20 protein-coding genes are annotated in these 18,707 nt (G+C 71.0%); 10 read left to right on the top strand and 10 right to left on the bottom strand.

The features are described from left to right. The 5 genes from VF697_RS13980 to VF697_RS13960 all read left to right on the top strand — a co-directional run. Positions 1-591 (top strand): tetratricopeptide repeat protein (locus VF697_RS13980; protein ID WP_331095134.1); only part of this gene is annotated, 591 nt, incomplete at its 5' end. Between the two features lie 34 nt (positions 592-625). Next, positions 626-1,942, top strand: a complete 1,317-nt coding sequence (locus VF697_RS13975; RefSeq protein ID WP_331095133.1) for a pyridoxal phosphate-dependent decarboxylase family protein — start codon at positions 626-628, stop codon at positions 1,940-1,942. Beyond that, positions 1,939-3,069 (top strand): DUF819 family protein, encoded by a 1,131-nt coding sequence (locus VF697_RS13970; RefSeq protein WP_331095131.1) that lies wholly within the window; start codon positions 1,939-1,941, stop codon positions 3,067-3,069. Before VF697_RS13975 ends, VF697_RS13970 begins: the two co-directional genes overlap by 4 nt. 17 nt (positions 3,070-3,086) lie before the next feature. Continuing rightward, positions 3,087-4,406 (top strand): Omp85 family outer membrane protein, encoded by a 1,320-nt coding sequence (gene omp85, locus VF697_RS13965; protein WP_331095129.1) that lies wholly within the window; start codon positions 3,087-3,089, stop codon positions 4,404-4,406. A 169-nt stretch (positions 4,407-4,575) separates the two neighbouring features. Further along, a complete protein-coding gene (locus VF697_RS13960; RefSeq protein ID WP_331095127.1) occupies positions 4,576-5,004 on the top strand; it encodes a hypothetical protein in 429 nt (142 codons plus the stop codon). A 31-nt stretch (positions 5,005-5,035) separates the two neighbouring features. Here the strand turns inward: VF697_RS13960 and VF697_RS13955 are convergent, their stop codons facing one another. Beyond that, a complete protein-coding gene (locus VF697_RS13955; RefSeq protein ID WP_331095125.1) occupies positions 5,036-5,611 on the bottom strand; it encodes a TlpA disulfide reductase family protein in 576 nt (191 codons plus the stop codon). Continuing rightward, the gene (locus VF697_RS13950; protein ID WP_331095123.1) at positions 5,608-6,678 is read right to left on the bottom strand and encodes a CFI-box-CTERM domain-containing protein; all 1,071 of its coding nucleotides are present in this window, start codon (positions 6,676-6,678) and stop codon (positions 5,608-5,610) included. The genes VF697_RS13955 and VF697_RS13950 overlap by 4 nt, the downstream gene beginning before the upstream one ends. A gap of 113 nt (positions 6,679-6,791) precedes the next feature. Between VF697_RS13950 and VF697_RS13945 the strand changes: the two genes are divergently transcribed. The 3 genes from VF697_RS13945 (at position 6,792) to VF697_RS13935 (ending at position 8,799) form a co-directional block, all read left to right on the top strand. Beyond that, positions 6,792-7,097 (top strand): hypothetical protein, encoded by a 306-nt coding sequence (locus tag VF697_RS13945; RefSeq protein ID WP_331095121.1) that lies wholly within the window; start codon positions 6,792-6,794, stop codon positions 7,095-7,097. Positions 7,098-7,186: 89 nt separating this feature from the next. Further along, on the top strand, positions 7,187-8,392 hold the full coding sequence (locus VF697_RS13940; RefSeq protein WP_331095119.1) for a S1C family serine protease: 1,206 nt from the start codon (positions 7,187-7,189) through the stop codon (positions 8,390-8,392). Positions 8,393-8,532: 140 nt separating this feature from the next. Continuing rightward, positions 8,533-8,799, top strand: a complete 267-nt coding sequence (locus VF697_RS13935; protein ID WP_331095117.1) for a vegetative protein — start codon at positions 8,533-8,535, stop codon at positions 8,797-8,799. Here the strand turns inward: VF697_RS13935 and VF697_RS13930 are convergent. Continuing rightward, a complete protein-coding gene (locus VF697_RS13930; RefSeq protein WP_331095115.1) occupies positions 8,796-9,578 on the bottom strand; it encodes an RNA methyltransferase in 783 nt (260 codons plus the stop codon). The genes VF697_RS13935 and VF697_RS13930 overlap by 4 nt on opposite strands. Before the next feature lie 124 nt (positions 9,579-9,702). Between VF697_RS13930 and VF697_RS13925 the strand changes: the two genes are divergently transcribed. Then, on the top strand, positions 9,703-10,218 hold the full coding sequence (locus VF697_RS13925; protein WP_331095113.1) for a hypothetical protein: 516 nt from the start codon (positions 9,703-9,705) through the stop codon (positions 10,216-10,218). A 49-nt stretch (positions 10,219-10,267) separates the two neighbouring features. Then, positions 10,268-11,224 carry a phosphoribosylaminoimidazolesuccinocarboxamide synthase gene (locus tag VF697_RS13920; RefSeq protein WP_331095111.1) on the top strand — a complete coding sequence of 319 codons (957 nt, stop codon included), beginning with the start codon at positions 10,268-10,270 and terminating at the stop codon, positions 11,222-11,224. A 39-nt stretch (positions 11,225-11,263) separates the two neighbouring features. Here the strand turns inward: VF697_RS13920 and purB are convergent, their stop codons facing one another. From purB to VF697_RS13885, 7 genes are all read right to left on the bottom strand, one after another. Beyond that, the gene (purB, locus tag VF697_RS13915) at positions 11,264-12,577 is read right to left on the bottom strand and encodes an adenylosuccinate lyase (protein WP_331095110.1); all 1,314 of its coding nucleotides are present in this window, start codon (positions 12,575-12,577) and stop codon (positions 11,264-11,266) included. After that, a complete protein-coding gene (locus tag VF697_RS13910; protein ID WP_331095108.1) occupies positions 12,574-13,515 on the bottom strand; it encodes an ABC transporter substrate-binding protein in 942 nt (313 codons plus the stop codon). The genes purB and VF697_RS13910 overlap by 4 nt, the downstream gene beginning before the upstream one ends. Continuing rightward, entirely contained in the window at positions 13,512-15,668 is a 2,157-nt protein-coding gene (locus VF697_RS13905) for an SUMF1/EgtB/PvdO family nonheme iron enzyme (protein WP_331095106.1), read from the bottom strand. Before VF697_RS13905 ends, VF697_RS13910 begins: the two co-directional genes overlap by 4 nt. Positions 15,669-15,891: 223 nt before the next feature. Continuing rightward, on the bottom strand, positions 15,892-16,347 hold the full coding sequence (gene dut / locus VF697_RS13900) for a dUTP diphosphatase (RefSeq protein ID WP_331095104.1): 456 nt from the start codon (positions 16,345-16,347) through the stop codon (positions 15,892-15,894). Positions 16,348-16,394: 47 nt separating this feature from the next. Continuing rightward, the gene (locus tag VF697_RS13895) at positions 16,395-17,405 is read right to left on the bottom strand and encodes a M23 family metallopeptidase (protein WP_331095103.1); all 1,011 of its coding nucleotides are present in this window, start codon (positions 17,403-17,405) and stop codon (positions 16,395-16,397) included. Between the two features lie 12 nt (positions 17,406-17,417). After that, positions 17,418-18,233, bottom strand: coding sequence for a hypothetical protein (locus VF697_RS13890; protein WP_414641288.1), 816 nt, complete (start codon positions 18,231-18,233; stop codon positions 17,418-17,420). 112 nt (positions 18,234-18,345) lie between these two features. Then, a partial coding sequence (locus VF697_RS13885; protein WP_331095101.1) for a S1 RNA-binding domain-containing protein occupies positions 18,346-18,707 on the bottom strand: 362 nt, incomplete at its 5' end.

Here is an 18,707-nt window from a genome sequence, read left to right as displayed (position 1 = left end):
CACGTGGGGGCCTTCCTCCTGGGCCAGCCGCCGGACGGCCTGGGCGAGACGGAGCTGGCCTACGAGGAGGCCATCGAGTGGATGGGGCCCGACGACTACTACGTCCTCACGAAGCGGCTGGAGCAGCACTTCGCGACGATGACGCTGGAGGAGCTGCTGGCCACCCTGCGCTGGAGCGGCTGGGACTCCGGCACGCTGATGGATGCCTTCTCCGCGTTGATGGCCCAGGTCGAGTCCGCGAGCGACGCGCTGCAGCAAGAGGTGTGCTGGGCCCTCCAGCAGGTGTGGGAGACGGACTACCCCATCGGCGAGGAGGAGGACCTGGCCTTCCACCTGGGGGTGCTCTTCTACACGATGAGCCGTCCCACGGAGGCCATGACGTTCTTCGACCACTCGCTGCGGCGGTGCGCGGACGAGTCTGGCACGTACTACAACAAGGGGATGTGCCACGTCCGCCTGGGGCAGGACGCGCAAGCGCGGGAGTGCTTCGAGAAGGCGCTGGCCCTGGCCCCCGACTTCAGCCAGCCCCGGGAGATGCTCGCCGAGATGGACGCCCCCGGCTGGCGCCAGGGTCCGGAGGAGGACGTATAGTCAGGGGACCCTCCTCCCCTACCCCGGAGTCGTGATGTCGAAGAGTCCCCGTCTGGCCACCCAGGGCCGGAGTCACCAGGACGTCCTCGCCCAGATGCGCGAGCTGCGCACCGAGGACGCCCGCTGGCAGGAAGGGCGTACGTGGAGCCTCGTCTACAACGCGGGCGAGGACATCCGCCGGCTGCTCGCCGAGGCCTACACGGAGTTCATGTCCGAGAACGGCCTCAGCCCGCTGGCCTTCCCCAGCCTGCGCCGCTTCGAGTCCGAGGTGCTCGCCATCGGCGCGGAGCTCTTCCACGGTGACACCGCCGCCGGGACGATGACGTCCGGGGGCACCGAGTCCATCCTCATGGCCGTGAAGACGGCCCGCGACTTCGCTCGCGCCGAGCGCGGCATCACCGAGCCGGAGATGGTGCTGCCCGCCTCCGTGCACCCGGCCTTCCAGAAGGCCGCGCACTACTTCGGAGTGAAGGCCGTCAACGTGCCGCTCGCCCCGGACTTCCGCGCGGACGTGGACGCCATGCGCGCCGCCGTGGGCCCGCGCACCGTGCTCGTCGTCGGCTCGGCCCCCGCCTATCCGCACGGGGTGATGGACCCCATCGCCGAGCTCGCCGCCATGGCCAGCGAGAAGGGCGTCCTCTTCCACGTGGATGCCTGCCTCGGCGGCTTCCTGCTGCCCTTCGCCCGGCGACTCGGGCATGAGCTGCCCGACTTCGACTTCGCCGTGCCCGGCGTCACCAGCCTCTCGGCGGACCTGCACAAGTACGGCTACGCCGCCAAGGGCGCCTCGCTCATCCTCTACCGCACGCCCGAGCTGCGCCGGCACCAGTTCTTCACCTACTCGGACTGGTGCGGCGGCATCTACGCCTCGCCCTCCATGGCGGGCACCCGCCCCGGCGGTGCCATCGCCGCGGCCTGGGCCATCCTCAAGTACCTCGGGGAAGAGGGCTACCTGAAGCTGAGCCGCACCGTGCTGGACACCGCGCGCACGCTTCGCGAGGGCATCTCCGCCATCCCCGGGCTGAAGCTCCTCGGGCAGCCCCGGCTCAGCGTCTTCTCCTTCGCCTCGGACACCCTGGACGTGTACGCGCTGGGAGATGCCATGGAGGCGCGCGGCTGGAAGCTGGATCGGCAGATGGGGCCGCCCGCGCTGCACCTGATGGTGACACCCGTGCATGCGACGGTGGTGGAGCCCTTCCTCGCGGACCTGCGCGCCTGCGCCGCCAGCCTCGCCTCCGGTGAGCCCGCCCCGGATGGCAGCGCCGCCATGTACGGCATGCTCGGCGCCATCCCCGACCGCAAGGAAGCGGACGACTTCATCCGCCAGTTCATGGACGCGATCTACGAATGACCGGGACAGCGCAGGCCCTCGTCCTGGTGGGCTTTCCGGGGCTCGCCCTGCTCGCCGCGCGCTACCTCAAGCCGGTGGCCTGGGTGGGCCCGGTGGTGGTGTGCTACGCCTTCGGCATCCTCCTGGGCAACCTGCCGGGGCTGGCGCTCCAGACGCCGGTGAGCCTCTCGGTGAGCGAGGTCGCCGTGCCCCTCGCCATTCCCCTGCTCCTCTTCGCCACGGACGTGCCCCGGTGGCTGCGGCTGGCGCGCTCCACGCTGCTGTCCTTCGGCCTGGCGTGCGTGTCCGCCATGGTGAGCGCCGCGGTCGTGGGCCTCGCGTTCGCGGACCGCTCGGAGGAGTGGTGGAAGATGTCCGGCATGCTGGTGGGCGTCTACACGGGCGGCACCGCCAACATGAACGCCGTCGGGCTGGCGCTGCGCGTGAGCGAGGAGACCTTCGTCCTCCTCAACACCGCGGACATCGTCGTCTGCAGTGCCTACCTCCTCTTCCTGGTGACGGTGGCGCAGCGGGTCGCCCTCTCCTTCCTGCCACGCTTCCCGAACTCCACCGGCTGGGATGACGCGCAGGACGAGGAGGCACGACAGGCCTCGGTCCTCACCTGGACTCGGGCGCGCGGCATGGCGCTGGCCTTCCTGCTGGCGGCCCTCATCGTCGGCCTGTCCGCCGGAGGGACGAAGCTGGTACTGGGCAGCCTGGAGGCGCCGGTGGTGCTGCTGCTCATCACCTCGCTGGCGCTGGCCGCGTCCTTCTCTCCGACCGTGCGGCACCTGCCGGGCAGCTACGCGCTGGGAGACTACGCGCTGCTCGTCTTCTGCGTGGCCGTGGGCACTCTCGCGGACGCGAGCAAGTTGCACGAGACGGGCCTTTTCGTCTTCCAGTTCTGCGGTGCCGTGGTGCTGTTGTCCGTGGTGCTGCACTTCGCCCTCGCCGCGCTCTTCCGCATCGACGCGGACACGGCCCTCATCACCTCCACCGCCACCATCTTCGGCCCCGCCTTCATCGGCCCGGTCGCCCGCGCGCTGCGCAACCGCGAACTGGTCGTGTCCGGACTCACCACGGGCCTCATGGGCTTCGCGGTGGGCACCTACCTCGGACTGGCCGTGGCGTGGATGCTGCGCCCCTGACGCACCCGGAGAATTCCATGCACCCGAATCAAACGACGTGGGCACTGGTGCTGACCGCCGCGCTGGCCTCGGTGCCGGCGTGGGCGGAGGACGCCCCGGAGGTGGCCCCGGTGAAGGCTCCGCGCACCGGCTGGGGCGTGCAGGGCCTGCCGCTGGTCAACTTCAACAGCGACGAGGGCTTTGGCTACGGCGCGCGGCTGCTGCTGGTGGACTCGGGCGATGGCACCCAGGCCCCCTACCGCCATGCCCTGACGGCGCAGTTCTTCCAGACGACGCGCGGGGTGGCCTCGCACCGCCTCATCCTGGACGCGCCGCGCTTCCTCTCGTCGGCCTGGCGCCTGGGCGTGGACGTGGCCATGCTCAACGACCGCTTCTCGCCCTACTTCGGCCTGGGCGGTGCGGCGGCGTACGAGCCGTCCTTCACCGCGTGCGAGGATCGGGAGGCGCTGGAGGGCAATCCGGACGCCTGCCCGGGCAACCCAGACTTCCGGGGCCTGCGCTACTACAGCTTCGCGCAGCGCACCCTGCCGAGCGTGGTGCTCAACGTGCGCCGGCCGCTGAGCGGGCCGTGGCAGGTGGCACTGGGCTACCGCTTCCGCCTCACCACGGTGAGCGCGCGCTACGACGCGGAGGACCTGGGGCAGGCCCGGGACTCGCGGCTGGTGGAGGACGCGCGGGCGGGGCTGCTCCTCGGGATGGAGGGAGACGCGGCCGGGTCGGACACCTTCCGCACCGCGGAGGTGACGGCGGGCCTGCTGCTGGACACCCGCGACAACGAGCCCGCGCCCGTGCGCGGCATGTTCCACGAGCTCGCGGCACGCGGGGCCGCGGAGGTGACGGGGAGTGCCTTCCGCTACTGGGGGGCCACGGCCAACCTGCGCTTCTACCACCCGGTGTTCGACGAGCGGCTGGTGGCGGCCCTGCGGCTCTTCGTCGATGTGATGGGCGGAGACGTGCCCTTCTTCATGCTCTCCTCGCTCGGCGGCGTGGAGTGGCGTGACGGCTGGGGCGGCATCGGCGGTGTGTACACCGCGCGCGGCATCCTGAAGAACCGGCTCCAGGGACAGGTGAAGGCGCTGGCCAATGGGGAGCTGCGCTGGAAGGTCTTCTCGGTGGCACCGTGGCAGCAGCGGCTGGACTTCACCCTCATCGCCTTCCTGGACGCGGGCCAGGCGTGGGCCGACCTGCGCTTCCTGGACGGAGGCGTCCCCCGGTACGCGGGCGGCGGCGGGCTGCGCATCGCCTGGCAGGACAACTTCATCCTCCGGCTCGATTACGGCGTCAGTCCTCGCGACGGCACCACGGGCTTCTACTTCGACTTCAACCACCTGTTCTGACGGCGAGGTTCAGCCAGAGTGGCTTTCCGGCGGAGGTCCCCTGGTTGGGCGACCTCCTCGCCCCGGAAGGGTTGGCCCGAGGACGCGGCCATGGTGCCTACACGGAAGGTGTGGGCTATCTTCGCCGCGATGTCCGGGCCGGCGGACAGAAGAGGTGGAGGAGGAAGACATGTCTCGCTGGAACATGATTCTTGGCGGCGCGGTGCTGTGGCTGACGGCCTGCGGTGCCCCCGGGGTGGAGGATGCGGTGCTGGAGACGGACCACGCCACCTACGCCCCCGGGGCGGAGGTGTCGCTGCGGCTCGGCAACGCGTCGTACCAGGCGCTTGGCTACAACCTGTGCTTCTCCACGCTGCAGCGCCACGAGGGAGAGAACTGGGCGGCGGTGCCGCGCCCCGACACGTCCCCCCGGGAGTTCTGCGCGGCCTCCCAGTCCAGCCTGGAGCCGGGGGCGAGCACCTCGTCGCTCCGCACCCTCGATGCGTCGCTGCCCGAGGGAGAGTACCGCTACCTCACGAGCGTGGAGTGGATGTGGAAGGGGGAGCGGATGGACGTGGTGTCCAACGCCTTCCGTGTCGTGAGTCCGTCCACCCCCTGAGCAGACACGGGGCGCCGCCCGCGGGGTGAAACTACAGGCCCAGGGCCCGCTCCAAGCGACGGCGCAGCTCGGCCTCCGACAGCATGCCGCGCTGCGCGTCGATGACCTTGCCCTCCTTGTCCAGGAAGTAGAGCGTCGGCAGTGCCGTCACCTGGAAGGCCACCGCCATCTCGTCCGGCGCGTACACCACGTAGGGCGCCAGCTCCGGCATCCGGCTCAGGATGTATTCCTGCACGAACATCGGCGCGTCCGGCATGTCGTCCCGGCTCGCCGCCACGAACACCAGCCCCTTGCCCTCGTACTCCTTCGCCAGCTTGATGAGCGAGGGCATCTCCTCCTGGCACGGAGGGCACCACGTCGCCCAGAAGTCCAGCATCACCACCTTGCCCTTCAAGTCCGACAGCCGCATCGTCCCGCCGTCGTACTTCTGCAGCGTGAACGAGGGCGCCGCCGTCCCGTCCTCCGCCAGCCGCGCCCTCAGCGCCTCCTGCACGCCCAGGTACGCCAGCCCCGCCAGCCCCAGCAGCGCCGTCACCACCAGCAGCACCTTGCTCCACCCATGGCGCTCCGGCGGCTGCCCGGCGCCCGCGTTCTCCTGCTCCGTCACGTGCTTCCACTCCTCGTCTTCGTCAACACCCGGTGCACCTGCTTCAGCACCCGCCTCACCCCTCGCCTCACCTCCGGCCTCCTCACCACCCACTCCGCCAGCCCCGGCCCGTGCCGGTAGTAGGCCCGGATGAACTCCCGCCCCAGCACGTGCCGACTCAGCACCTCGTCGCGGAACTCCCGGAACGCCACCAGCTCCGGCGCTCCCTCTCCGAACGCCGCCGTCACCACGAAGCACGAGCTGGCCGGCGAAATCCACATCAGCCGGTTGTTCGTCAGGTTCATCACCGCCTTCAGCTCGCGCGCCTCGGTGTAGAGGAAGACCAGCAGATCCCTCTTCGCCACCGGGAACTCGTCGCCACTGGCCTCCTCGAACTCGATGCGCGAGACGCCCGAGCCCCGCACCTCGTCCACCGTGAAGAAGTAGCGCTTGGAGCTGCGGCGGATCTCCACGTCCAGCCCGCGCAGCTCGCCGAAGTACGCCAGGAAGGGCGTGCCGCAGGCCGGGCACACGTAGCGCCGCCCTCCCGGGCCCGGGATGTAGCCGTAGTCGTTGATGCGCTTGCAGCCCGTGTTGGGGCACAGCAGCTTCACCTGCGCCACCGGCTCCTGCTTCGGATCGAACCGCGAGGCCCCCGACGTCCGGTCGAACACCGGCGGCAGCGCCGTCTCCTTCGAGCCGATGGCCCGCGTGGGGTGCGCCAGCCGCTCCAGCTCCAGCGCCCGCCGCCACGCCTCCTCCGCCTGCACGAAGCGCCCGCGCTCCGTGAGGCACAGCGCCTCGCCGTGCGCCCGAAGCGCCGAGATGATGTGCTCGGTGGTGTCCCCCCAGCCCGTCTCCCGCGCCACCGCCAGCCCCAGGGCCAGCACCTTCTCCAGCTCCGGCAGCAGCGTCTCCGCCGCCTTGCGCGCTGGATCCTCCGCCCGGTGGTACACCGGGGGCTCCGGAATCCGGCTGAAGAGCGCCAGGGCCTGCGCGCGCAGTTGCTCCCGCGCCTCTTGCGCTCGCGGAAGGGACAGGGTCGCCGCCCGCGCCTGGGCGGCCTGGAAGAGCTCTTCGGGCAGCAAGGCCGAGCACATTAAAAGGCCCTCCGCCCGCTGTCAGCGACCATCCCCACGTCCCGCCAAAAACTGGCCACCTCGCTCCTTCCGGTGTACGACGGGGTAGGAGGATGTGAACAATGGGCTTCCTGAAGTTCCTGGTGTGGACAGGTTGCGCGGTGGGGCTCGGAGTCTTCCTGGCGACGGCGAACATCGATGGCCGCAGCCCGCTGGAGTACGCCCAGCGGCAGTGGAAGCGCCACGTGCAGCCGACCCAGGTGGAGCGGCAGGTGGATCGGGTGAAGAACAGTGTGGGTGACGCGCTCGACGAGGCCGAGGACGCCGTCAAGCGCACGACGAAGCAAGCGGCGACGGCGGCACCGCGCGAGAGCATCACCCGCGAGGATCGTGCGGCGATCGACCGCATCATCGCCCAGAAGAAGTAGGGTTCCCTACCTTTGCCCCCCGCCCCGCTTCCGCCCTGGGCCCCCCCTCCCTACTTTCTCCGGGCGGGCTGGGTCGGAGGCGGGACGAGATGGCGGGTGGACGGTGGTGGAAGGGGCTCTCCCTGGTGGCGCTGTTGTGTGGCCTGAGTACGCCAGCCTGGAGCGCGAAACGCGATGAGGGGGAGCGGCTGTGGGTGGAGGCGCAACAGCGCGCCGTCCGCCAGGAGCGCTCGGCCCTCAGTCAGGTGGCCCAGGCGGCCATGCCGGCGGTGGTGTCCATCACCACGAGCCAGGCGGGCCCGAGTGCCGAGGCCGAGGAGCAGAAGGGCATCGGCTCCGGCCTCATCATCCATCCGGACGGCTACATCCTCACCAGCGCCCACGTCATCGAGGGCGCGGAGGACATCACCATCTCCGTCTACTCCGAGCGCGGCTACCCCGAGGACTTCCCCGCCGAGGTGGTGGGCGAGGACTCGCGCACGGACTTCGCGCTGTTGAAGATCAAGGCGCCCCGGAAGCTGCCGGTGCTCAAGCTGTCCTCGGCCTCGCGGGTGGAGGTGGGGGACTTCGTGGTGGTGATCGGCAACCCCTTCGGGCTGACGCACTCGGTGACGGCGGGCGTGGTGAGCGCCAAGGGCCGCACGGACGTGACGCCCAACGGGCGCGACGGTGACTTCGACTACATGCAGGTGGACGCCTCCATCAACCCGGGCAACTCGGGGGGGCCGGTGTTGGACCTGCATGGCAACGTGGTGGCCATCGCCAACGCGGTGAACGTGGCGGGCCAGGGCATCGGCTTCGCCATCCCCGTGGACATCGCCAAGGCAATCCTCCCGCACCTGCACAAGTACGGGCGGGTGCGCCGCGGGTGGATGGGCGTGTCCGTCCAGGACTCCAGCCCCCAGGTGGTGCAGTCCTACGGGCTGCTCAACCCCAAGGGCGTGGTGGTGACGGACGTGCAGGAGGGTGGACCCGCCTCGCGCGCCGGGCTGAAGGTGGGGGATGTCATCGAGGGCATGGACTCCGGCCGGGTGGAGCGCGCCCACAAGCTGCGCTGGCAGGTGGCGGCCCGGGGGGTGGGACACAGTGTGGTACTCCGGGTGCGTCGGGGGGAGAAGCCCCTGCGCATGCGGGTGAAGCTGGAGGAGCTGCCCGGGGAGGTGGAGCCACTCACCCCCGCCGTCGCCGCCCCCTCCCAGGGCTTCCCGCTGGCCGATGAGCCCGCCACGGGTGGCAGCGGCCAGGGGGGGCAGCCAGGCGAGCAGGCCCCGGCTCCGGACACCGCCTCCCACTAGGCGGGGAACGGGGACTCCGCCCGCAACCCCGCCTGCCTCCTTGCGTTCCGTTACGGCCAGCGCTACACGAGCCCCTTTGCAAGTCTCGCGTGTCTCACCCATGGTGACGCGAGGCACCGTTCCGCAACAGGAGCTTTTCCATGGCTGAAGCACAGAAGAAGACCCTCAAGGCCTGGCCGCGCGTGGCCAAGGCCGGTGGCAAGAAGGCCTGCAGTGTCGAGGGCTGCAAGCGTCCCTACCGCGCGAAGAGCTACTGCTTCTTCCACTTCAAGAAGTGGCGCCAGGGCGACCTGCCGCACTCCCGTTACCGCACCTGCTCCAAGCCGGACTGCCGCGTGAAGACGTTCAAGGCCGGCCTGTGCGAGAAGCACCACGGCGAGACCTACAAGAAGGAAGCCGCGGCCTAGCCGTTCGGTTTGCCTCGCGAGGGCGCTCCCGTCTCGGGAGTGCCCTTGCCCCCTCCCATCGCCCGCCCCAGGTGCTTGAAGGCCGTGAGCCATAGCTCCGCCTCGCGCTGGGTGAGTTCGGCCCGCAGCAGACTCCTCTCCAGCTCGCGCAGCACATGGTCCGGGGCCTGCGGATTGAGGAACTGCGCCTCCAGCATCACCTGCCGCATCCGATCGCCGAGCGCGCGCACCGTGCCCATGCGGGCGCCCTGCGCCTCGGGCTCCACCGGAAGGGCCTTCCGCGCGGGCTCCCGCCCCTCGCGCGCGCACAGGTAGAGCAGCACCGCCGCCGCCTGGGCGAGGTTCATCGAGGGCTGCACCTCGCTCGTGGGGATGACGAGCAGATCCGTACAGAAAGCGAGCTCCTCGTTGGACAACCCCCGCTGCTCGCTGCCCAGCACCAGCGCCACCCTCCCCCGCCGGCTCTGATCCGCCAGCCGCGCCGCCGCCTCCTCGGGGGTGAGGGCCGTGCGTCCTTCAATCTGGGTGCGAGATGTGGTGCCAACCGCGTACACGCAGTCCTTGAGGGCCTCGGGGAGATTCTGGGCCACGGCCATGGCCTCCAGCACCGCCCCGCCTTTGACGGCAAGCCGCTCGGCCCCTCGGAAGTCGTAGGTGGCCGGGTCGGAGAGGATGAGGCGGGAAAAGCCGAAATTGGCCATCACCCGGGCGACCGCCCCCATGTTCTCCGGTGACTTCGTCTGGTGGAGGATGACGGTGAGGTTCACGGCCGGAAGCATGCCCCCGAGTTTAGCTTTCCGTGTCAGACCCGCATCGGTATATTCCCCCACGATGCGTCGCTGGGTCGCTGGCCTGCTCCTCTCTCTCGTTACCCTGACGGGTTGTGGCGTCGGGGGTACCCCCGTGCGCGCCTCCATCGGTGCACGGCAGGCACTCACCAGTCCCCCCGAGCTGCTCGAGTTCGAGACGTCCACCACCCGACTGGAGCTGTACCGCGAGGTGGCCCGCATCTCGGAGAACGAGGCGGGCCAGGCCGCCCAGGCGCTGGTGCTGTTCCCCGTCAGTCAGAACGGGGAGCTGGTGGCGGCGCCGGGCTTCGAGGCTCGCACGGACCTGCTCCAGTCGCCGGACGCGGGTGCCCCGCTCCAGCTCAGCTTCGATGGCCGGAGCAGCGAGCGCTGGCCGGAGGATCGGCGCGAGAGCCTGCAGGGCCTCTCCGAGCGCGAGGCGGCCGAGCTGGTGGCGCGCACGCTGCTGTCGCGCTGGAGGATTGCCCCGTCCGGAGTCGTGCAGGTGGACAGGGCGTCGGGCGCTCCGTACGCGGTGGCGTACGTGGATGGCATCCTGCGCATCAACCCCGCGTTCCTGTACATGGCAGCGGCCCAAGGTCCCGCTTCCCAGTCAGGCGCGGTCCAGTAGAGTCCGCGCCTCCTTTACGCGCCCCGAGTCGGGGCCCGAGGCGCTACTCGTGAACACCTCCGCACTCCAAGCACAGCTCCCGCACACGCTCCGGCAGACGAACCTGTCGGGGCTGGGCCAGCACTACCAGGGCAAGGTGCGCGACACCTACCGCCAGGGAGAGCGGCTCATCCTCGTCACGTCGGACAGGCTGTCGGCGTTCGACCATGTGCTGACCACCATCCCCTTCAAGGGCGAGGTGCTCAACCGGCTGGCGACGTTCTGGTTCGAGCGCACCAGGCACATCGTCTCCAACCACGTGCTGGACGTGCCGGACGCGAACGTGACGGTGGCGCGCGCCTGCGAGCCCTTCGCGGTGGAGGTGGTGGTGCGCGGCTACCTGACGGGCAGCCTGTGGCGCGACGCCCAGAAGGGCACGCACACCGCCTACGGAGTGCCCTTCCCGGAGGGGATGCGCAAGGACGAGGCCTTCCCCTCGCCCATCATCACCCCGTCCACCAAGGCGCAGTACGGCCAGCACGACGAGCCCATCTCCGAGGCTGAAATCATCGGCAGGGGCCTGGCGAGCGCGCGCGACTGGGCGCGCATCACCGAGGCGGCCATGGGGCTGTTCCGCGAGGGCCAGCAGTGGGCGCGCACGCGCGGGCTCATCCTGGTGGATACGAAGTACGAGTTCGGCAAGGTGGGCGATGACCTGTACGTCATCGACGAAATCCACACGCCGGACTCGAGCCGCTACTGGGTGGCCGACGAGTACGAGGCGCGCTTCGCCAGGGGCGAGGACCAGCGGATGCTCGACAAGGAGAACATCCGCCAGTGGCTCATCCGCGAGCGGGGCTTCCAGGGCCACGGCACGCCGCCGGAGATTCCAGACGACGTGCGCGTGTCGCTCGCGGAGAAGTACGTGGCGGCCTACGAGCGCATCACCGGCTCGACACTGTCGCTGGACGTGGGCGACGTGCACACGCGCATCGAGCGGAACCTGAAGGCGCGCGGCTACCTCTGAGGGCAGGGGGTGGACGTGCGTTCCCCCTCCCCGCGGTGACTACCCGCTCCGGCCGAACACCCGCTGGAAGATGTCGTCCACGTGCTTGAGGTGGTAGCCGGCCGAGAAGCAGTCCTCGATCTCCGCCGGCGTCATCACCTTGAGCAGGTCCTTGTCGTCCAGCAGCGACGCGCGGAAGGACACGCCGTGCTCGTACATGCGCATGGCGTTGCGCTGGACGATGACGTACGCCGCCTGGCGGTCCATGCCCTTGCGCGCCAGCTCCAGCAGGATGCGCTGCGAGTTCACCACCCCGCCCAGCATGTCCAGGTTCTTCTGCATCTGCTCCGGGTAGACGCGCAGGTTCTCCATCAGCCCGGAGAAGCGGTGCAGCATGAAGTCCGCCACGATGGTCGCGTCCGGCCCAATCACCCGCTCCACCGAGGAGTGCGAGATGTCGCGCTCGTGCCAGAGCGCCACGTCCTCCAGGGCGCTCACCGCGTAGCCACGCAGCAGCCGCGCCAGCCCCGTCAGGTTCTCCGAGAGGATGGGGTTGCGCTTGTGCGGCATCGCGCTCGAGCCCTTCTGGCCCGCGGTGAAGGGCTCCTCGGCCTCGCGCACCTCGGTGCGCTGCAGGTGGCGGATCTCCACCGCGAACTTCTCGATGCTCGCGCCCAGCAGCGCCAGCGCGGAGAAGTACTCGGCGTGCCTGTCTCGCTGGACAATCTGACTGGAGGCCGGCGCGGGCATGAGGCCCAGCTTCCCGCACGCGTGGACCTCCACCGCCGGAGGCAGGTGCGCGAAGGTGCCCACCGCGCCGGAGATCTTCCCCACGGAGATGACCTCGCGGGCGCGGATCAGCCGGGCCTCGGCGCGGCGCAGCTCGTCGTACCAGATGGCCAGCTTGTGCCCGAAGGTGAGGGGCTCGGCATGAATGCCGTGGCTGCGGCCCATCATCACCGTGCGCTTGTGCTCGAAGGCGCGCTTCTCCACCGCGGCCATGGCGCGCCCCACCCCCTCGAGGAGGAGGCTCGCCGCGTCGCGCAGCGACATGCCGAGCGACGTGTCCAGCACGTCCGAGGACGTCATGCCCAGGTGCAGCCAGCGCGCGCTGGGCCCGATGCGCTCCTCCATGAAGGTGAGGAAGGCGATGACGTCGTGCTTGGTGGTGCGCTCGATCTCCTCGATGCGGGCGGCATCCGCCTCGGTGAAGTCCCCGGCGCGGGCGAGGCAGTCGTCCAGCGCCTCACGCGGCGCGAGGCCGTGCTCCACCATGCCCTCCAGGGCGGCCAGCTCCACGTCACGCCAGCGGCGCAGGCGGGCCACGTCGGTCCACAGCGAGGACATCTCTTTACGGCTGTAGCGTGGAATCACTCGTAGACCCTCACGGGGAAGTCCCGCTTGGCCGCGAACCGGAGCAGCTCCAGCACCACGTCCTTGGAGCCTCCCAGCTTGCTGGCGGCGGAGAGATTGACGGCCAGGTCCAACCCCTCGGGCTGCGCCACCGCCAGCGCGCCGGGGTCGACCTTCTCGTGGATGATGCGGTTGGCCAGCCGGCCCGCCTGCTGACCGATGGCGGTGGGGCTGGGGGCGAGCGCCAGCGTGGCACCCTCCCTCACCTGGTTGGGAGTGAGGCCCACCAGCGGCACGCGCTGGGCGCTGGCGAAGGCGATGAGCTCCTGGACGACGGCGGCGTTGCCCACCGTCTTGTCGGCCACCATCAGCAGCGCGTCCACCTTGTCCTTCGCCCCGACGAGCACCTTGTCCGCCTTGGCCTGCCCCTCGGCCTCGAGCGGGACGATGGAGAGGCCCAGGGAAGCCGCGGCCGACTGCGCCGCCTCCACCAGCCCGGCGGAGAAGCGCGGGTCATGCAGGATGCCCACCCGCTTCGCCGAGGGCGCGGCGGCCTTGAGCGCGGCCAGCTCGGGACGGAAGTCGCTGGTGAGTGCGATGCCGGTGATGTTGGGGCCCTCCAGGCCATACCTCTCGTAGTAGGGCACCATGGCGAAGAGGACGGGTACCTCCGCGCCCAGCGAGCGCCGGGCGGTATTGGCCGCCAGCGGTCCGATGGCCAGCACCAGCGCGGGCTTCTGCGCGGCGATGCGCTGGAAGGCCCGGGCCGCCGCGGGGGCGCTGTCCTCCAGCGTCACCTCCACCACCTCGCCATGGAGCTCGGCGCTGAAACCGGCCACCACGCCCGCGTAGGGCGCGAGCGCGGCGGACTTCACCACCACCACCTTCGGACGAGCCTGTTGCGCGGAGGCGAGCAGCGGCAACAGCAGCGCCAGCCAGAGCCACCCGCACCGTCTCATGGCGTCACCTCCGAGCAGCACCGGAAGCCCACCGCGGGCGAGCGGTCGTCCGGGCCCCCATTCTTCCTGCCCGCGCAGCGGGCCGCGGACTCGGGCTGATCGAAGGAGCCGCCCTTCTGCGTCTGGTCCAGCGAGTTGCCGTAGCGCGAGCTGGTCCACTCGGCCACGTTGCCGGAGAGGTCCGCGACGCCGTAGCCCGAGCGGCACCCCGCGAACTGGCCCGAGGCGGCCAGCTCCCGGTCCTTCTCCTGGGCATCGGCCGTGTTGCACTTCTGCGCGTCGAACTCGGGGCCGTACGGGAAGCGCATGTTGCCGGGGCCCTTGCAGGCCTTCTCCCACTCCTGCTCGGAGCACAGGCGCTTGCCGAGCTTGTCGCAGTGGGCCCTCGCCTCGTGCCACGACACGTTCACCAGCGGGAGCTGGCCCGCCTGATTGGGGAACTCGAACTCGTCGATGCAGAAGGCCGGCACCTGCGGCAGGGTGAGCGGCAGCTCGTCGAGGCCCGGCGTGGGTTTGTCGGTGCCCATCCTGAATTGCCCAGCGCTCACCTTGCGCATGCCCGGGGGGCACTCTCCCGCCGGTCCCAGGGTCTCCGAGGGCCGTACACCCTCGGGGCTGGCAACGGACGGATCCCCGCTCCCCTGCGTCGCCGCGGGGGCATTGCCAGTCTGGGTGGGCGGAGGAGTCACGGGCGTCTCACCGGAGTGGCGCAGCTTCCACAGCAACCCATAACCACCGGCCGCCCCCAATCCCAGCCCCGCGAGGGTCAGCAGCACCAGCCCCACCGGGAAGCGGGAGCGCGGTGCCGACCCGGCACGCGGGGCCGCCACTCCGGGCGAGGCCGGCGCTGGCGCGGGCCGGGGCTCGGCACGAGGAGCGGCCGGGGGAGCCGGGGCCGGACGCGGCTTGGGCGCCGGGCTCGGCGCCATGGGCTTCTTGGCGGCGGCCATCATCGCGGCGAGCGTCGCGGAGTCGAGCGGCTGGGTGGCTTCCGGAAGCACGTCCCCCTTCGGCTTCGCGGCCTCCTTCGCGTAGCGCTCCGCGAGGCTCTCGGCGGAGAGCAGCTCGGTGGGCGCGGAAGACGACTGGGGCAGCTCGAGCGTGGGAGTCCCCGCGACGGGCGCCTCCTCCAGGGTCGTCCGGGGTGCCTCTTGCGTGGGAGCACTGCCCACGGCGGGCACCTGCACCGTCGGGGCGGCCAGGGCCGGCAGCTCCGCCGTGGGGACGGGCGGGTGCGACCGGTTGGGGCCCAGGTTGCTCGCCTTCGCCAGCTCGGCCGTCAGGCTGATGGGCAGCACCTTCGGGCGTGGGCGGGGAGCTTCCGGACCCGCGGGTTTGGGTGACCCGGTCCTCGGGCGAGACAGGGCCTCGGAGAACTCCGTGAGGAACTCGCTGGCGGACTTGGGCCGCGCGAGCGGGTTGGCGTTGACGGCGCGCCGGTACAGGGCCTCCAGGCCGGGAGGCAGCTCGGGGTCGTGGGCCAGCAGCTCCGGCAGCTCGCCTTCCTCGGGTGTGCGACCGATGAGCAGCTCGCCCATGATGATGCCGAGCGAGTAGAGGTCCATCCGCGTATCCAGCTCACCGCCCTCGGCATACTCGGGGGCGACGTAGCTGGCCACCCGCCAGCCCTTCTGCGCCTGGAGGAAGGGCAGGCGCGGCATGCCGAGCGCCAGGCCGTAGTCCGTCACCTTCAGCAGGTCCGGCAGGACGAGGATGTTCTCCGGCTTGAGGTTCGAGTGCGGCCCGAACTTGTGGGCGCTGTCGAGGGCCTCGACGATCTGCGCCAGGAGGGGCTCGATCTCCTTGGGGGTGAAGCGCTGCCCCTGCGAGGCGCGCTGCTCCATCATCCGCCGCAGCGTCATGCCCTCCAGGAGCTGGGTGGTGAAGAAGGGGCGGTTGCGCTCCTCGCCCTCCTCGTAGACGCGCACGTGGTGGGGGTTGGTGAGCTTCTTGCCCGCGCGCAGCGCCAGGGAGAACTGGGTGCGCTCCTCGGGCATCTGCACCAGCCGGGGGTTGATGATCTTGAGCGCGACCTCGACGTCCATCTCCTGGTCGTGCGCGCGGAAGACATGGCCCACCGGCCCCGGGCCGATCACCTCGCGGATGGCGTAGCGCCTGGCGAAGACGTCGCCGGGCTTGAAGGGCGCCTCCACACTGCCCGGGCGTCGGCGCGGAGCAGCCGCGCCCGGCGCGGCTCCCGCGAGCTTCAGCCCGCAGGTGGGACAGGATTCGCTGTTATCGGGGACAAGGCTGCCGCAGCGGTAGCAGAGCAAAGCGGTCGGACTCCCGGAGGTGGGGGGCTGTGACGGGGCCCTCCAGAAGGCACCCAGGGTCGTCTTACCGCGCCGCGCTGACGGTGGGCAAGGAACGCCGGACTCAACGGCCCGTCGAGCCGAAGCCCTCCTCGCCCCGCTCGGTGGCGTCCAGCACCTCGAACTCCACCAGGGACGCCCGCGACACGGGAGCCACCACCAACTGGGCGATGCGCTCGCCGCGCTTGAGGGTGAAGGGCTCGTGGGAGAGGTTGATCAGCACGACCTTGACCTCGCCCCGGTAGTCCGCGTCCACCGTACCTGGCGAGTTCAACAGCGTGATGCCGTGACGCAGCGCCAGTCCGGAACGGGGCCGCACCTGGGCCTCGTGGCCCGGGGGCAGCGCCAGCGCGAGCCCCGTGGGCACCGCCATGCGCTGCAGCGGCCCGAGGGTGAGCTCCTCCTCGATGTCCGCCCGCAGGTCCATGCCCGCGGCGAGCTCGGTTTCGTAGCGCGGCAGCGGCAGCGGCTCCGGCTGAGCGCGCACGCGGCGCACCCTCACGGTGACAGGCGAGGCCATGCCCGACGAAGTACCACGGAGGGCAGAGGACGCGAGCTTTCAGCCCGTCAGCGCGCGGACCCGTCCACCACGGAGTTGGACCTTGGACGGAAGCGCAGCGGGTCCACCGGCTGGGAGGACAGCTCGAGCTGGTAGTGCAGGTGGGGCCCGGTGGAGCGGCCGGTGTTGCCCGAGCGGGCGATGAGCTCGCCGCGCGTCACGCGCTGCCCCGGCCGCACCAGCAGCTCCGAGTTGTGACAGTAGGCCGTCGTCACGCCCCGGCCGTGGTCGAGGATGAGCACCCGGCCATTCACCCCGTCCTCGCTCGCGCGGCGCACGGTGGCGTCGGAGACGGCATGCACCTCGGTGCCCACGCGGACGGAGAGGTCCACGCCCGTGTGCAGCTTCCGAGTGCCCAGCACGGGGTGCAGGCGATAGCCGAAGGGGCTCGTCACCGGGGTGTGCTCCGGCACGGGCCACGCGAGGCCAAAGGCCGTGGCCAGCGCGAGCGCCTGGGCAGCCGCCACGGTGGAGTCCTCGAAGCCGGGAGGCAGTTGCCGGGCGAGTCGCTCGAGGTTCGGCGTGCCGCCCTCGGCCGCCACGCGCTCGACGGCATAGCGCGCGGGGACGCGGCCGGCGAAGACGGCGGTGAGGCGGGACTCCTCCTGGGGGAAGGACTCGGCCAGGGCCTCGTGCAGCCTGCGGGCGGCCGAGGGGCCCCGGGCCTCATCCAGCAGGGACGCGGGAGCCACTCCCAGCTCCTCGGCGAGCTCGAGCGCGGGAGCCCGCGCCGCCGGTGAGAGCCCCTTCAACGCGAGGTGGGTTCCATACGCGAGTGCCTCCGAGTCGTTGAAGGGCCGGAGGGGCGGGGCCACGGGCGCGAGGGCGGGCGCGGACACGCCGGAGCCACTGACGCCCTTGTAATAGGCGAGCACGGGCCGCGCGGTGCTGCGGCCACCGAAGGCCCAGGCGGCGGTTCGTCGCACGAGCGCGCCCGCGGGGGTGTGGTGCCAGGCGGTCCAGACGCAGAGGAGGACCAGGGAGAAGTCGAGCAACCCTCGGGCATTGCGCGAGAACATGGGGCGGTCTCCTCAGCGCACGAAGGACAGGAGGGGTGAGGCATCGAGCGCGGCGGCGAGCGCGAGCGGCGCCACCAGCGCGGAGCCGGGCAGCCCATACGCGAAGGCCCTCGTGAAGCCCCGCGCATGCGTCTCGGAGGCCGCGTCGGCGTGCTGGAGGTTGCGCAGCACGGCGCGCCAACCCAGCCGCCACAGGAGCCCCACCAGCGCCGCGAGCGCGAGGCCCCGGGCCACGCCATCCGCCCCACTGTCACCCAGCAACTCGCGCCAGGAGAGGTACACCGTGCCCTGGACGAGCCGCGCCACGGCACACGCCCCGGCCACGGCCACCAGCGCGGTGGCGAGCGGGCGGATCCACCGCATCGTGGTGGGCCTGCGCACACACCGCGCCACCACCGCGCGCCAGGAGCCCCGAGGCTCCGCGCGCAACGTGCGTCCCGGCACCACTTGGAGGGCCTCCTCCTCGCGGTAGCCGAGCGCGGGCAGCGCGAGCACCCCGTCCGCCATCAGCTCCCAGGTCAGGGCGAGGAGCCGAGCCAGCAGGGTGCGCCGCTCCAGGGAGAGCAGGTCCACGAGGGGCGCGGTGAGGTCATAGCGGCCCACCACGCGGTCGAACGCGGCATCGGCGAGGTCCACCAGGGCCAGGAGCCGGTCATCGAGCGTATCCGCCGCGGCATGGACGCCCACGGCGATGAGCGCCAGCAGGCCGAGCGGCATGAAGGCCCAACGGAAATAGCCGAGGAAGCGCGAGAACGCGGCGAAGGGGCCCTCGGGCCGGGCGGGAGGCGGAGAGCGGTTCACGCGGGGCTCCGGAAGCGGGTCGCCCATCAACGCACGAGCGGGCGGGAAGATCTTCCCAGCCAGGAGCCCGCAAAGGAAGACGCCCTCCCCCGCCGGAGCGGAGAGAGGGCGTCGACCGAGTCACTCAGGAAGCGTCAGCTCAGGCCTTGGCGCCCGGCTGGGTGGCCTCGGGGGACTGCGCGGGGGCGCCGTCCGTGGGAGCCGTGCCCTGCTGGGCGGCGGCGCGCTCGGCCATGGCCTCCTTGCGCGACAGGCGGATCTTGCCCGTCTTGTCGATGCTGACGACCTTCACCAGCACCTCATCGCCCTCGTTGAGCACGTCCGACACGCTCTTCACGCGCTTGTCCGACAGCTCGGAGATGAGGATGAGGCCATCGGTGCCCGGGAACAGCTCCACGAAGGCGCCGAACTCGGCGATCTTCCGCACCGTGCCCGTGTAGATCTTCCCGATCTCCGCCTCGCGCGTGAGCGCCTGCACCATCGCGATGGCCGCCTTCACCG

The sequence above is a fragment of the Archangium sp. genome, from assembly GCF_036388035.1.
In the GTDB taxonomy this organism is placed as follows: Bacteria; Myxococcota; Myxococcia; order Myxococcales; family Myxococcaceae; genus Archangium.
The sequence above is the reverse complement of the archived record's forward strand: the minus strand, read 5'-3'. Positions and strand labels throughout refer to the sequence as shown.

What these genes read in the sequence shown, in the direction of transcription:
- dut (WP_331095104.1), bottom strand. Translation starts at nt 16,347, where the DNA reads ATGGCCTCGCCTGTCACCGTGAGGGTGCGCCGCGTGCGCGCTCAGCCG.
- VF697_RS13890 (WP_414641288.1), bottom strand. Translation starts at nt 18,233, where the DNA reads ATGGGCGACCCGCTTCCGGAGCCCCGCGTGAACCGCTCTCCGCCTCCC.
- VF697_RS13945 (WP_331095121.1), top strand. Translation starts at nt 6,792, where the DNA reads ATGGGCTTCCTGAAGTTCCTGGTGTGGACAGGTTGCGCGGTGGGGCTC.
- omp85 (WP_331095129.1), top strand. Translation starts at nt 3,087, where the DNA reads ATGCACCCGAATCAAACGACGTGGGCACTGGTGCTGACCGCCGCGCTG.
- VF697_RS13975 (WP_331095133.1), top strand. Translation starts at nt 626, where the DNA reads ATGTCGAAGAGTCCCCGTCTGGCCACCCAGGGCCGGAGTCACCAGGAC.
- VF697_RS13960 (WP_331095127.1), top strand. Translation starts at nt 4,576, where the DNA reads ATGTCTCGCTGGAACATGATTCTTGGCGGCGCGGTGCTGTGGCTGACG.
- VF697_RS13970 (WP_331095131.1), top strand. Translation starts at nt 1,939, where the DNA reads ATGACCGGGACAGCGCAGGCCCTCGTCCTGGTGGGCTTTCCGGGGCTC.
- VF697_RS13910 (WP_331095108.1), bottom strand. Translation starts at nt 13,515, where the DNA reads ATGAGACGGTGCGGGTGGCTCTGGCTGGCGCTGCTGTTGCCGCTGCTC.
- VF697_RS13930 (WP_331095115.1), bottom strand. Translation starts at nt 9,578, where the DNA reads ATGCTTCCGGCCGTGAACCTCACCGTCATCCTCCACCAGACGAAGTCA.
- VF697_RS13935 (WP_331095117.1), top strand. Translation starts at nt 8,533, where the DNA reads ATGGCTGAAGCACAGAAGAAGACCCTCAAGGCCTGGCCGCGCGTGGCC.
- VF697_RS13940 (WP_331095119.1), top strand. Translation starts at nt 7,187, where the DNA reads ATGGCGGGTGGACGGTGGTGGAAGGGGCTCTCCCTGGTGGCGCTGTTG.
- VF697_RS13895 (WP_331095103.1), bottom strand. Translation starts at nt 17,405, where the DNA reads ATGTTCTCGCGCAATGCCCGAGGGTTGCTCGACTTCTCCCTGGTCCTC.